The sequence below is a fragment of the Staphylococcus ureilyticus genome (genome assembly GCF_002902235.1).
GTDB classification, from domain to species: domain Bacteria; phylum Bacillota; class Bacilli; order Staphylococcales; family Staphylococcaceae; genus Staphylococcus; species Staphylococcus ureilyticus.
Map to the genome: position 1 here is coordinate 153,620 of NZ_PPRL01000084.1, position 13,986 is coordinate 167,605.

The following is a 13,986-nucleotide window of genomic DNA, read 5'->3' on the forward strand; positions in this document are numbered from 1 at the left end:
TAACATAAGCGTATAGAAGATAAACATCTGTGATTAACGCATAAGCGCCCGTTTCAAATTCAATTGAATAGAAACGGGCGCTTTCATTTTTTGAAATATTGAAGCGCATTAACTGAATATTTTCCTATGATGGATGCCATCTTGGTTAAACGAAGTTGACGTTTATTTATAGCTTGAATCGATATTTATAAATGAAATCAAAGTGTGTTTTATCATAGTTTTAAAATAAAGCATATAAGGTTGATATCGAGAAATATTTAGGTTTCATTAATGCTTTGTGAGCACAAAGTTATTGAAAAACACAATTATATTGTATAATAATATGTTGTGAATTATTGTGAATAGTGAAATTCTTTAAAAAAGATACTGATATAAGGAGAGAAAATATCATGCTATATCAACATGGCACGCTCGGTACATTGATGGCTGGATTATTAGATGGCACTATGGAAATGAATGAAATTTTAAAACATGGTGATTTAGGTATCGGTACGTTAACAGGATCAGACGGTGAAGTTATTATATTAGACGGCGTCGCTTATCATGCTGATGCACATGGTAATTTCAAACAACTAGAAGGTAGTGAAATGACCCCTTTTTCTACGGTCACACCATTTCAACCGGATGTTAGTTTTGAAGTGAGACATATTACTGATTCTGAATATGTATTAAATCAAACTAAAAGCCACGCTGCCAGTGAAAACTTATTTTTTGCGGTTAAAATATCTGGGAAATTTGAAAACGTACATGTTAGAATGATGCCAAAACAAGAAAAACCGTATACTAAACTAATTGAATCGGCTAAACAACAACCAGAGTTTCATTATGATCAAATTGAAGGTACGATCGTTGGTTTTTATGCACCAACACTTTTTCATGGCATAGCTGCCGGAGGTTTCCATTTACATTTTGTAGATAGAGATAAAACAATAGGTGGACATGTATTGGATTTTGAAATGAATCATGGTGATGTAGAAATAAGTAATATTGAAACACTTGAACAACATTTCCCAGTAAATAACGCGACATTTTTAGAATCTGATATTGATTATTCAACAGTGCACGAAGACATCAAACAATCAGAATAAAATTACTCGTTAAAGTAGAATATAGTAATGATTAAACATATTCATTATAACGATTTGTAGGAAATGCCCTAGCAGAAACCAATGAAAGTGTTAAAATAGTTTAGTAATCGTTAATTAAAATGTATCTGATTTCTCAACCAAAATTTGTGAAATGAACTATTTTACAATGTACTTCCCCAGTTGTAGATTTATGTATTTGATAAAGTGAGCTGAAGGATAAATTAAATATTTTTAATATTGTATAAAAGCAAAGTATTTATATTTAAAGCTATGTATAACAAGTTTTTCACAAAACAAAATGACCTTAACGGGGACGGGACTATGAGATCGAAATATAAATTTTAGATTTCTAACCCGTCTTTTTTATGTTTTGCCATCAAATCAGATGAAATATCATGGTTAAAATAAAATAAAAAGGAGAGGTGAATCGCCATTGATTAAATATTTAAAGTCACTCACAAAATTTAATGCTATGAAAATCGATGTTGCTAAAGGTATTAGACAAGCGATACTAATGTTTTTACCATTAATGATTGGTTATTTAGTCGATTATTTTTCAATCGGTCTATTAATTTCAACAGGTACGTTAGCACATATTTATGTGTTTGGTGGTACGGCAAAGTCTAAACTTCGTACAGTATTTTTTACTTCAATAGTATTTGCATTATCAATGATGTTAGGCACATTGACCGTCAATCAACCCATCATATTTGGTATTTTATTATTGATTGTAGCAGTAATACCGTATTATGTATTTAGTTCATTAAACATTCCTGGACCATCATCAACTTTTTTTATTGTGGCATTCAGTTTGCCAATTAATTTACCAGTTGCTCCAGATGAAGCATTAATAAGAGGTGTTTCAGTATTTATCGGAGGTTTATTAGCAACATTTGTAGTAATCGTGGTGATTTTACTGTCAAAAGAATCAGCTGAAGTTAAATCAATTAAAAATGATTATAATATTATAAAACAATTAGTTTATAATTTTGATGATCCAAAAGCATTTTCAAAAGCATCCCGATTTGCAGTGACTGCTTTTAGAAATACTGATAACCAACTCATCACTGCAAGTTCTGCCAAATCTCAAAAGTCACCACAATTCCAACGTTTAATATTGCTACATAATATTGCACAAGGTATACATTCAGAATTACTGGAATTAAATGAAAAAAATGTACGGCCTTTACCTCAAGATATTAAATTGATGGTAGACTACGTAATCAATTTAGTATATACGCAAGGTAAGACAAATAAAACATGGACACGCCAAGTTGATATTGATGAAGCTTATCAAAAACTTGTAGATAATATATTCAAAGTTGATGCCATAATGAATGCAAATGATGCACAACTGGAACACGAAGTGGATATACGTGTACCTATTTATGGTCATCGATTAGTTACGAATTTGACAATAGATTCATTTGTCTTTAGAAATACTATACGCTATATCGTTATTATGGCAATTGCGATTTTTATCGCATTGATGTTTGATTTTGACAAAGCATATTGGATTCCACTTAGTACGCATACAGTATTATTAGGTTCAACTACATTACACAGTTTTGAACGTGCTGGATCAAGAGGTATCGGTACGATTATAGGTGTACTTGTACTGTCATTAATACTATTGTCTACACCACCTGTACCTATCGCTATATTACTCCTTGCGGTTGCAGCAGGTATAACAGAAATATTTGTTGGAGCAAATTATTCATTTGCAGTTATATTTATCACAATTCAAGTTATATTATTAAATGGTTTAGCATCGAACCATCTCTCGATTTTAATAGCACTTCCACGAATTATTGATGTGATTGTTGGTATTATTATTGCTGTTGTTTCTTTACTGATCATAGGTAGAAAGACTGCTTCTTCAATGTTACCAGGCACGCTTGCTACAGTAGCTCGTAATGAAGCAGTGTTATTCCATTATTTATTTTCAAGCAACAAATACTCATCGAGAGAGCGAGATAAAAAAGAAATGTTGCATTTAAGTGTTCAACTAAACAATATGAAACAAATATATAATAGTGCGAATGGTGAAGTATTTAGTAATAAAAGGGTTATACAATACTATTATCCTAGTATATATGCACTAGAAGAAATCAGTTTTATGCTGACGAGGGCATTAAGTAATGAAAAACGTTACCATATTAATGATGAAACCATGGGAGAGTATTTGTTAGTATTTGAAAACATTGCTAAACATTTTGAAATCGGTTCTAATATCAATGTTCAAGAAATGGCAACTTTACCACAATACATGCACATTAGAACTTCTTTAATGAGTATTCAACATAATTGTCAAAATGCAAGACAAGCAAATAAATCACCTCATGAATAATGCAAAACAAGCCAATGTTACGGTAGTTAATATCCGATGACATTGGCTTGTTTTATATTTAAAATTTAATGAAGCGTTTTGTGAAGTCTTTACAAATATGGAAAAATAACAATGCTCTAATAAGCATTTCTACTTTCTGATATCTAGTTGGAATCTTGTTGTTTTCTAGCTTTTTCTTCTTCTTCTTGTCTTTTTTCCTTTATATCTTCTTGTGCTTTTCTTTGTTGTTGTTCTTGTTGTTGTTGTTCTTTATGCAATTGCTTGTACCGCTGTTTTTGTCTATATCCGTAAGTACTTTCAAGTATGAGTGCTTCATTATTTAGACCAACACCTATTGCACCAGCTACAGTCGAAATTGATGCAGCAAACCAAGCTAAGTTTATGTAAGTTGTTAAACCTGCAGATGTTTTTAATTGTAATGCTTGACCTAAATAATCTGAGGGGAGCACAATTAAACTTGCAATCAAAAAGAGTGAGAACAAAATAAAGTAATAAATAATAACTGAAACAGTTAAAGTCATCGTTGTAGTTAAGTTGTATAAGGTAGTGATTTGCTTATTCGTGCTCTCTTTTTTTGATTCCCATAAATTATGTGCAATGATCATCCAAATCATCATACCGAAAATTGCTACAAGCATCATTAATAACAAGCGCCACTCAGAATATACAAAGCTTAAATTCCACATTGTCGTAAAAATGATTCCAAAGGCACCTGTAGTGAAGGCGATTGCCACAACATTACTTAAGCTTTTTAACATGTTAAATGGGTTGTTTGCAAATGTCATACCACTAACAAGACGAAAAATACCTTTAGACTTGGACGATACGTAATATTGCGTATGTTGTGAGGTAGTATTTTCAAAGTAAACAGTTCGTGATTGTAAATTTGATAAAGGAAACTGCGCATTCATCAATGACATAGCGTCATGATTATTGTTAATTTTTTCAGAATGCTTAAATTCATCTATTGCCTTTAGAATAGCCAATATAGAGTTTTGAATTCTTTTTTTGATTGGACGCCATCCATAAGCAGGGATAGAAATTAAACTAGCACCATTTTGTCTATTGATATCAATGGCAACTACTTTTTGTTGTTCAATCATCGGTAGGTCAGTGAGTCCAATTGTAAAATGCCATTGATTATGCTCTTGATAATCAGCAATTTTACTGAAAATTTGTTGGACGCTTTCTGCTGAACCAGTCAAAGGATCAATAATTGTATCGATTTCCCATTTAACTGAATGCTCATATTGCTCACTAAGGATGTGGGGCAAATCAATTTCAAGATTACGCGCTACTTTTTCAGTGACGCCCGGTGCAGCAATAATACCTATTTTAGCCGTTGTTGTGTTCATTTAATCCCTCCTCATGATGTGATTGTTTTTCGCCCTTGTAGTAATCAGCTTTTGCATATGCGCTAGAGCTATCTTCATCTTCTTGTTCCAGTGATTTAGATCTATAGTATTGTCTAAAAGAATACGTCACACGTTTAATTTTTTCAGCATTTTCAACAGTGGATCCCATAGCGCCAGCGAGTATACCTAATGATGTAATAAACCAAATTAAGTTAATATAATTTAAAATAGTTGGATGCTCACTGTTTAATGATGTCCAATTTGAAAACAACTCGGGAGGTACAAATAATATTGTACTTAGAGATAACAAGATATATAGTACTATAAAATTTAAAAAGGTGATGGTCAATAAGGTTGTGAAGGTCGTGATGTTATAAATAAAGCGATAAAGTTTTTGTGTATTAGCGCTAGGTCTTTCCCATAATTTATAAGAATAAATTAGCCAACCAACCATGCCTAATACAGATAGTAACATCAGTAAAATATACCGCCAATAACTATAATCAAGACTGATATCCCAAGGTGTAGAAAATATTGCTATATAAGTTCCTGTGGCAAATGAAACAGATATGATTTTTTTAAAATCAAAAATGGCAGACCAAGGTTCATTGGCAAAAGTCATGCCACAAATCAAATGAAGCCAACCTAAAAATGTAGATTTGGCAATGATACGGGATCTATAATTTTCATTATTATCCTTAGGTATGACTTCTTTAAATTGAGTCAATTTAAAATGCTTAAAGTTTAAAGTGTTTTTGTTTCTACCAGAAGAATGTAAATATTCAATAATAAATATTAAGCACTGTCTTAATTTCTCTTTTAACTTAAAGTTTCCCAACGCTGGTAATGATAAAAGTGCTGTTTTAGTATCGAAATCAATATCACATAATGCACTTTTATTTTTAGAAAAATTAGGTAAATCCGTAATACAAATTGTATAATCCCAATTTTTTTGTTGTTTCATATTGGATGCAATATCCAAAACTTTATCCATATGTTCCGCAGTACCAATCATAGATGCAACGTGTATTTCAAATTGCCATTCCACGCCATTATCTACATGTTTTGTGAAATCTTTTGGGAGCTCTGAATAAATTTTGTTGATTAATTTATGAGGCATGTCAGGAGAAGGGATTAAGCCAATGGATAGATTCATGTTAGTTAAACCTCCTTTTATTTAACACTGATTCTTACTCATCATTCCCTTTCAATTAATGAACAAATCATAGTTGTCTTAAATATTTATATCATTTTTAATGCATTTATTTAGTTTGTTAAAGGAAAAAAGAGGTAAAAGAGAATTAATATAAGTTTTGAAGATGGAGGTTTTATCACATGCCTTGGACGATGGAAGATTATCCACAAAGTTGGAAAAATATGGAAAAATTGGAAAGAAAAAAAGCGATAGACATTGGAAATGCAATGCTTAAAGATGGATATCAAGAGGACAATGCGATTCCAATCGCTACAAAACAAGCTGAAGATTGGTACAAAAATGCGACTGAAGATGACTTAAAAGCGTTGAAAAATAAAAAAATCACTGTGCATGAACGTGATCAATCTGTAAATCCACAATTAAATCATAAAGATGTTCATGTCTATTATGAGAATAGTGAGTGGAAAATAAAGTCTGATGGTGCGAAACAAGCTACGGATAGCTTCGATAAAAAGGCAGATGCTATGAAGCGAGCACGTAACATTGCAGATAATAGAAGGACTCAAATTATTGAACATAAAATGAACGAATAGTGTGAAAAAACGTGAAGGCGAAGCTGAAAATGTATTTGATTTAGTAGAATAGAGACTTTTGTATGTATAAGTGAAAAAACAAAACATGTCAATTGAAGTAGTTGGCTTTAGAACAAACAATAGGCAGCTATGGATTTTTATGAGCTCAAACAACCGAAACTGAAAAATGCCCTTTCACATATCAAGTAATCTCTGACTCGAACCATTCATTGATAAATATTCACTGTATTGTTTCAAGTAGTCTTTAAATTTAGCTATAATGTTTGGAAAAAGATGAATTATTGGAGGTACGATTTATGTACATTGAACGTAAACCAACGTTGAATATGGATGATTTGAAAGAAGAATTTAAAGAGAGTTTATCATATATAAATAATTATGAAGAAGCATTTGAAATGGTCATTGATTTTGTTGCTTTAGAGCAATTATATTCATCCGCACTAAAAGAAATTAGCACTAAACTTGATATTTTAGACGATCATTTTCAACAATTGTATAAACATAATCCAATCCATCACATGGAACGTCGTGTTAAGGAAATGAGAAGTCTGATTAAAAAGTTAGATCGAAAAGGATATCAAATCAACACAGCGTCAGCGAAGGCATATATTTATGATATTGCAGGTATAAGAGTTGTTTGTAATTATATAGATGATATTTATGTGATTGAAGAATTATTGTTAAAACAGGCGGATGTTCAGTTATTAAAACGAAAAGATTATATTATGAATCCAAAAGATAACGGTTATAGAAGTTTGCATATTGTAGTGTCAATACCGGTGTTTTTAGCGAATTCTGTAGAAAAAGTACCAGTAGAAATTCAAATTAGAACAATAGGTATGGATATGTGGGCGAGTCTAGAACATAAAATACGTTACAAAAATAATAAAAATACAGAGGATTATAGAGAAATTTTAAAACAATGTGCCAATGAAATTACAACTGTTGAAAATAAAATGCAAAATATTCATTCCGAAATTTTTGAGAATTAGAGTCTTAAACAAATATTATGCACTAAAAACGAATGTTACACTTGCTCGTTACGTTAGGTCACCATGTATGATTAATGTCAAGGAGGTTATTTTATGACACTATATCAAACAGGAGAACTAGCAAAGCATTGCAATGTAACAGTAAGAACAATTCAGTATTATGATAAAAAAGGACTCTTACAATCGATGCCATCATCAAGTAATGGTAGACGATTATTTGACGAACAAAGCAAAGTAAATTTAGAAATTATCTTAATATTGAAATCGATAGGTTTTTCATTGAAAGACATAAAAATATTACTAACAGACGACAAAAAGTTACAAGCAGTAAAAGTTATGTTACATCAAAAGAAAACTGAAATTAATGAAGAAATTGAAAAATTGAAACTTACTGCTTATCAAATGAAACAACTGGAAAGCAGTATCAGTGAAGATGCGCAAGCACCTATTGAAAAATTGATTAACACACATAAATATGTCATTCAAAATCAGCGTGGCATGACATTATACATGCCACTGCTATATAAGCTGAGTCCTGCGATCATAATACAATATACATCTATCATCGCTAGCGTATTATTAAAAAAATGGATGCCTTTTTTATCAACATTACCTATTCTAGTAATTTATGCTGGCATTATGACAAAAGGGATATATCAACGTGTGAGTTATTTATGTCCGAATTGTCAACAAATATTTAAACCTAAATTGTCGACGTGGATGTTTGCTGCACATACACCTAAAACTAGAAAATTACAATGCCCGCATTGTTACCAAACACATCATTGTGTAACAACGTTAAAAACAGGAAATCATTAAAATGAAAAAAATCGGTATGTCGAGTGAAAACTTGATATGCCGATTTTTTATGGAATTTGGAGATGCCCCGTATAATTGCAAGCGCTTGCAATTATACGGGATGTATATTACTATACTTGTATACAAGTATATCGATTGAGTGGAGAGGTGAAGTCGTTTGGAATATATTTATCCAGAACAATGGCTTGAAGGTGTTTCTAAAGGTGAAATGATTGCTTCGGAAATACGTTTAAGGATTGTTGATAGCATGATTACACCAGACACATTGTTAACCGAAAACCAAATTGCCAATGAATTTAATGTGAGTCGTTCTCCAGTAAGAGATGCATTTAAATTATTAAAGCAAGATCAGTTAATTCATTTAGAACGTATGGGCGCCTACGTTTTACCTTTTAATGATAATGAAAAAAAAGAACTGTATGATTTAAGAATTATGCTAGAATCATTTGCTTTTAATAAGATAAAAAAAGATAATCATGAGCAAATTGTTAAAGAAATGCGGAAACAACTAGAAATGATGAGAGTTGCTGTTAAATTTGAAGACGCAGAGGCATTTACAGAACACGATATGAAATTTCATGAAGTGACGATATTAGCTTCTAAACATCAGTATCTAAAAACATTTTGGAACAATTTGAAGCCAGTGATGGAAGCGCTTATCTTGTTATCCATGCGCAAACGTATGACTGAAAATCCGGTTGATTTTGAACGAATTCATCATAATCATGAAGTGTTTATCGATGCGGTTGCAAAGCAAAGTGCAACAAAACTAAGAGAAGCATTTCATTTGAATTTTGACGATGTTGGCGAAGATATAGATAGTTTTTGGATGAAAGAGTAATTGTGAAACAAGAGGTACAATAGGAGGAAAAACTATGAAATACATGATAGGTGTTGATATAGGTACGACAAGTACAAAAGCAGTGCTTTATGATGAAAAAGGGCAGTTTATTATGAAACATAATATTGGCTATCCTTTGCATACACCAAATGTGGAGGTGTCAGAAGAAAATCCTGATGAGTTATTTGATGCAGTATTGATGACGATTAAATATGTTATGAGGGAAGCCAATGTTCATAAAAATGATTTGAAATTAATTTCATTTAGTGCTCAAATGCATAGTTTGATTGCAATGAATGCAAGTCATCAACGATTAACTGAGAATTTGACTTGGGCAGATAATCGTGCGACAAAATATGCAGAAATGATTAAAGACAAATATGACGGTGATGCGATATACAGTAGAACAGGTACGCCTATCCATCCAATGTCACCTCTATCTAAAATATTTTGGATGAAACACGAACAACAAGAAATATATAATCAAACAGCGATGTTTGCAGACATTAAGACATATATTTTTTATCAGTTATTTGAAACCTATGTGATTGATCAATCGATGGCTTCATCTACTGGCATGTTTAACTTAGAGAATTTAGATTGGGATCAAGAAGCATTAGCGTTGTTAGGCATTCGTAAATCTCAATTGCCTGAAATTGTGCCGACAACACATATATTAAAAGGAATGAAACGTCGTTACGCAACATTAATGGGTATTGACGAAAATACGCCAATTGTTGTAGGTGCTAGTGATGGCGTATTGTCAAATTTAGGCGTAAATGCGTTTAAAAAAGGTGAAGTTGCTGTAACCATTGGAACTTCTGGCGCCATAAGAACAGTAATAGATAAACCACGAACAGATTATAAAGGTAGAATTTTCTGTTATGTTTTGACGGAAGATCATTATGTCATTGGAGGACCAGTGAATAATGGAGGCGTGGTATTACGATGGCTACGTGACGAATTATTGGCGAGTGAAGTGGAAACAGCAAAACGTTTAGGCGTCGACCCTTATGATGTACTGACTAAAATTGCTAATCGTGTGAAACCGGGCGCAGATGGGTTGATATTCCATCCATATTTAGCAGGTGAACGTGCACCATTGTGGAATGCAGATGCACGAGGTTCATTCTTTGGCTTAACGCTAGCTCACAAGAAAGAACATATGATTCGAGCAGCGTTAGAAGGCGTTCTTTATAACCTTTATACAGTTTATTTAGCATTAGTCGAAGTAATGAATGAAACACCGTCCACGATAAAAGCAACGGGAGGGTTTGCTAAAAGTGAAGTGTGGCGGCAAATGATGGCAGATATCTTTGATACGAATTTAATCGTACCAGAGAGTTATGAAAGCTCATGTTTAGGCGCTTGTGTACTTGGCATGAAGGCACTTGGTGAAATTGAAGATTTTTCTATTATTGAAGAAATGGTGGGTACAACAAATCAGCATCGTCCAAATCAAGATAATGTGAATGTTTATCAAAAACTCATTTCAATTTTCATCAATTTAAGTCGCTCATTAGAAGAACGCTATGCTGAAATCGCTACGTTTCAGCGTGAACATGTGGTTGAAGATAAATCGTAGATACGATTTATTGGTACAAACTGAGTGAATGATAAGCTATAAATAAAAATATGTAAATTCCATTTAAGGCTATCATTTCATTCAGTTTAAAAAATTTAAAATTTTAAACATTTAAGTAAGCGTTATCATTGAGAGGGTAAGCCCTTTTGATATTATGAACGATTATGTTAAGTGTTGAAGGGGAGAACAATTATGTTTGAAACAATTTGGCCATTAATTACAGTGGTTATAGGTATCGTTGTATTATTATCATTGATTATATTCTTGAAGTTAAATACATTTATATCATTAATTATTACATCTATTATCACTGCTATTTTACTCGGAATGCCGTTAGATAAAATTATAGAAACCATTGAAAATGGTATGGGAAGTACTTTAGGACATATTGCTCTAATTTTTGGTTTAGGTGCGATTTTAGGTAAACTATTGGCTGATGGTGGTGGTGCTACACGTATTGCCGATACATTGATTAAAAAGTTTGGACACAAACACGTACAATGGGCAATGTTGATTGCAGCCTTTATTGTAGGTATAGCGTTATTCTTTGAAGTAGGATTAGTACTATTAATACCATTAGTATTTACAATTGCAAAACGCGCGAATGTATCACAATTAAAACTTGGACTTCCTATGGTTGTAGCACTATCTGTGACACACGGATTCTTACCACCACATCCGGGACCAGTTGTAATTGCTAAAGAACTACAAGCTAATTTGGGTCATGTGTTACTTTACGGCATAATCATAGCAATACCTGTTACCATTATTGCAGGGCCATTATTTAATAAAGTGGCACAAAAAATTACGCCAACTGCTTATCAACGCGAAGGTGATATCTCAGCTTTAGGTGCACAAAAAGAATTTTCAGAGTCTGAAATGCCTGGATTTGGTATCAGTTTACTAACTGCAATTTCACCAGTTATTCTTATGTTACTTTCTACAATTGTTCAGTTAGTGACGGGTAATGAAGAAGCGACAAATGGCTTTGAATCCTTCATTTACTTTATTGGTACTGCTGGTACAGCGATGTTAATTGCCGTTTTGTTTGCAATTATAACAATGGGTGTCAGACAAGGTAGAAAAAATGCTGAAATCATGGATTCTGTATCAAACGCAATCTATCCTATTGGAATGATGATTTTAATTATAGGCGGCGGTGGTACTTTCAAACAGGTACTGATAGATGGTGGTGTTGGTGACACAATAGCTAAAATGTTTGAAGGTACTGAAATGTCTCCTATATTACTAGCATGGGTAGTTGCAGCCGTTTTAAGAATTGCTTTAGGCTCATCTACAGTAGCCGCAATTTCATCAACAGGCATTGTATTGCCATTACTACAATCATCGGACGTGAATGTTGCATTAGTAGTATTAGCAATTGGCGCAGGTAGTGTTATCTTATCTCATGTGAATGACGCAGGCTTTTGGATGTTTAAAGAATATTTTGGTTTAACTGTTAAAGAAACGTTTCTAACTTGGTCATTACTTGAAACGGTTATTTCTGTTTCAGGATTAGTTTTTATTTTTATATTAAGTATCTTTGTATAATAAAATCACATAAAAACACATATAAATGGGTGTGTGTTACGAAATAGAGTCTGGAACAAAAAGTTCTTGGACAAGTGAAAAAAGGCAATTTCTATTGAAAACATATAGAAATTGCCTTTTTCAATATTGTTTTAATTATAGTTAGGTCATTGATTTACTACTTGGGTAGATATAGGTCCTTATTTTTTAAAATATTTTAATGTGAAATTAGACATAAATAAGTCGTAGTATTGATGAGTAACAATGAATCACACAGATGGACTGAATTAAATCATCTTCAGGTTATTTTTCTAGGGTTTATGTTCCAAATGCTATTTTGCATGAATTGCTTAGTCTTTTAAGTATTTCAACATAAATTATGGATAAAATGATAAAATTGAGTAATCGTAGAAATTTTAAGTAGTTTAGATGTCAAATATACAATAATCATAGCTATTATAATTGAAATTTTATTTAAGTTGTATATAGTAGACTCAATAAGGGGGTAACATGATGAAAAGAATATTACTGATTGCTAGTGCTTTTATCGGTGTCATCGTTGGTGCTGGATTTGCTTCTGGACAAGAAGTGCTGCAATATTTTACTAGTTTTGGTATTTTGGGCACTTTGGGTGCTATCATTACCACAGCGTTATTTGCTTATGTTGGGATGATGCTTGTTTGGTTAGGGAGTAAGTTTGATACAGATTCACATAAAGTCGTTATACATAATATTACTGGAAAATCATTATTTGGAAAATTATTGGGGTGGATTATTGATTTAGTCATTATCTTTACTTTGTTTGGTGTCGGTGTAGTGATGATTGCAGGTGCTGGGTCAAACTTAAATCAACAATTTGGGGTACCATCTCTCGTTGGTACATTATTAATGACTGTATTAATCATCCTTGCAGGAATGTTAAAGGTAGAAGGTGTAGTTAAAGTTATTGGCAATATTACGCCGTTTTTAATTATTTTTATATTAATTATTTCGATTTATAGTTTCTTAACTACAAATGTACCATTTTCTGAATTAAATACAATTTCAGATGCGAAGCCTTCGACATTGCCTAATTGGTTTGTTGCAGGTATTAATTATGCTTCATTTAATACAGCAGTAGGTGCTTCAATGGCTATTGTAATGGGTGGAGCAGAAAAAAATTCAAAAGTAGCAGCAATTGGAGGCTTAGTAGGTGGCCTGATTTTGGGTGCTATGATTGTCTTAAGTCATTTAGCAATTTTTACACAAATCAATATTGTCGGTAATATGGAAATGCCTATGTTAGGTATTGTGAACCATATATCACCAATTCTAGGTATCATTATGGCAATCGTGATATTTGGTATGATATTCAATACAGGACTGGGTATGTTTTATGCATTTGCAACACGTTTCACTGTTGTAGATTCTATACGTTTTAAGATATTTTATACTATTACAATCCTTGTAGGACTTTGCTTAAGTTTTGTCGGATTTACGGATTTAGTAGCAATCTTCTATCCATTAATCGGTTATTTAGGTTTGGTGCTTATCTTTGTCTTATTCTATGCGCCGTTTAAATTAAAATTTGGTAAGAAACAATAGACACAGAGTGATCAATAGCCTTACATGCCTAAATATATAAAATTCTAAAAATAAATTAAATATTTTTTATTCATTTGATACTCTATTCCATAA

At 32.3% G+C, this 13,986-nt stretch carries 11 protein-coding genes; 9 read left to right on the forward strand and 2 right to left on the reverse strand.

Features of this window, described 5'->3' with window-relative positions:
- Positions 1 to 389 precede the first annotated feature (389 nt).
- Together budA and CD150_RS09125 are read left to right on the forward strand one after the other, a co-directional pair.
- Positions 390 to 1,088 (forward strand): acetolactate decarboxylase, encoded by a 699-nt coding sequence (gene budA, locus CD150_RS09120; RefSeq protein WP_019470066.1) that lies wholly within the window; start codon positions 390 to 392, stop codon positions 1,086 to 1,088.
- Positions 1,089 to 1,521: 433 nt separating this feature from the next.
- Positions 1,522 to 3,438 (forward strand): FUSC family protein, encoded by a 1,917-nt coding sequence (locus CD150_RS09125; protein ID WP_019470067.1) that lies wholly within the window; start codon positions 1,522 to 1,524, stop codon positions 3,436 to 3,438.
- 143 nt (positions 3,439 to 3,581) lie between these two features.
- Here CD150_RS09125 and CD150_RS09130 read toward each other — a convergent pair whose 3' ends face one another.
- A complete protein-coding gene (locus CD150_RS09130; protein ID WP_046206788.1) occupies positions 3,582 to 4,793 on the reverse strand; it encodes a hypothetical protein in 1,212 nt (403 codons plus the stop codon).
- Complete coding sequence (locus tag CD150_RS09135; RefSeq protein ID WP_019470069.1) at positions 4,774 to 5,949, reverse strand: hypothetical protein; 1,176 nt, start codon at positions 5,947 to 5,949, stop codon at positions 4,774 to 4,776. Before CD150_RS09135 ends, CD150_RS09130 begins: the two co-directional genes overlap by 20 nt.
- Before the next feature lie 179 nt (positions 5,950 to 6,128).
- On the opposite strand from CD150_RS09135, the gene CD150_RS09140 reads away from it, so the two are divergent.
- The 7 genes from CD150_RS09140 to CD150_RS09170 all read left to right on the forward strand — a co-directional run bounded on the left by CD150_RS09140 (position 6,129) and on the right by CD150_RS09170 (position 13,893).
- Positions 6,129 to 6,542, forward strand: a complete 414-nt coding sequence (locus tag CD150_RS09140) for a DUF2188 domain-containing protein (protein ID WP_073344162.1) — start codon at positions 6,129 to 6,131, stop codon at positions 6,540 to 6,542.
- 296 nt (positions 6,543 to 6,838) lie between these two features.
- Positions 6,839 to 7,534, forward strand: a complete 696-nt coding sequence (locus CD150_RS09145; RefSeq protein WP_073344160.1) for a GTP pyrophosphokinase — start codon at positions 6,839 to 6,841, stop codon at positions 7,532 to 7,534.
- Positions 7,535 to 7,627: 93 nt separating this feature from the next.
- Positions 7,628 to 8,353, forward strand: coding sequence for a MerR family transcriptional regulator (locus CD150_RS09150; RefSeq protein WP_073344157.1), 726 nt, complete (start codon positions 7,628 to 7,630; stop codon positions 8,351 to 8,353).
- Between the two features lie 157 nt (positions 8,354 to 8,510).
- A complete protein-coding gene (locus tag CD150_RS09155) occupies positions 8,511 to 9,194 on the forward strand; it encodes a GntR family transcriptional regulator (RefSeq protein WP_073344153.1) in 684 nt (227 codons plus the stop codon).
- A 34-nt stretch (positions 9,195 to 9,228) separates the two neighbouring features.
- Positions 9,229 to 10,779 (forward strand): gluconokinase, encoded by a 1,551-nt coding sequence (gene gntK, locus CD150_RS09160; protein ID WP_019470074.1) that lies wholly within the window; start codon positions 9,229 to 9,231, stop codon positions 10,777 to 10,779.
- 192 nt (positions 10,780 to 10,971) lie between these two features.
- Positions 10,972 to 12,330, forward strand: a complete 1,359-nt coding sequence (locus CD150_RS09165) for a gluconate:H+ symporter (RefSeq protein WP_019470075.1) — start codon at positions 10,972 to 10,974, stop codon at positions 12,328 to 12,330.
- 492 nt (positions 12,331 to 12,822) lie between these two features.
- Complete coding sequence (locus CD150_RS09170; protein ID WP_073344150.1) at positions 12,823 to 13,893, forward strand: YkvI family membrane protein; 1,071 nt, start codon at positions 12,823 to 12,825, stop codon at positions 13,891 to 13,893.
- The last annotated feature ends 93 nt before the right edge of the window (positions 13,894 to 13,986 follow it).

Excerpts from the sequence above, each read along its gene's own strand:
- budA (WP_019470066.1), top strand. The coding sequence starts at position 390 with ATGCTATATCAACATGGCACGCTCGGTACATTGATGGCTGGATTATTA.
- CD150_RS09130 (WP_046206788.1), bottom strand. The coding sequence starts at position 4,793 with ATGAACACAACAACGGCTAAAATAGGTATTATTGCTGCACCGGGCGTC.
- CD150_RS09135 (WP_019470069.1), bottom strand. The coding sequence starts at position 5,949 with ATGAATCTATCCATTGGCTTAATCCCTTCTCCTGACATGCCTCATAAA.
- CD150_RS09140 (WP_073344162.1), top strand. The coding sequence starts at position 6,129 with ATGCCTTGGACGATGGAAGATTATCCACAAAGTTGGAAAAATATGGAA.
- CD150_RS09145 (WP_073344160.1), top strand. The coding sequence starts at position 6,839 with ATGTACATTGAACGTAAACCAACGTTGAATATGGATGATTTGAAAGAA.
- CD150_RS09150 (WP_073344157.1), top strand. The coding sequence starts at position 7,628 with ATGACACTATATCAAACAGGAGAACTAGCAAAGCATTGCAATGTAACA.
- gntK (WP_019470074.1), top strand. The coding sequence starts at position 9,229 with ATGAAATACATGATAGGTGTTGATATAGGTACGACAAGTACAAAAGCA.
- CD150_RS09165 (WP_019470075.1), top strand. The coding sequence starts at position 10,972 with ATGTTTGAAACAATTTGGCCATTAATTACAGTGGTTATAGGTATCGTT.
- CD150_RS09170 (WP_073344150.1), top strand. The coding sequence starts at position 12,823 with ATGAAAAGAATATTACTGATTGCTAGTGCTTTTATCGGTGTCATCGTT.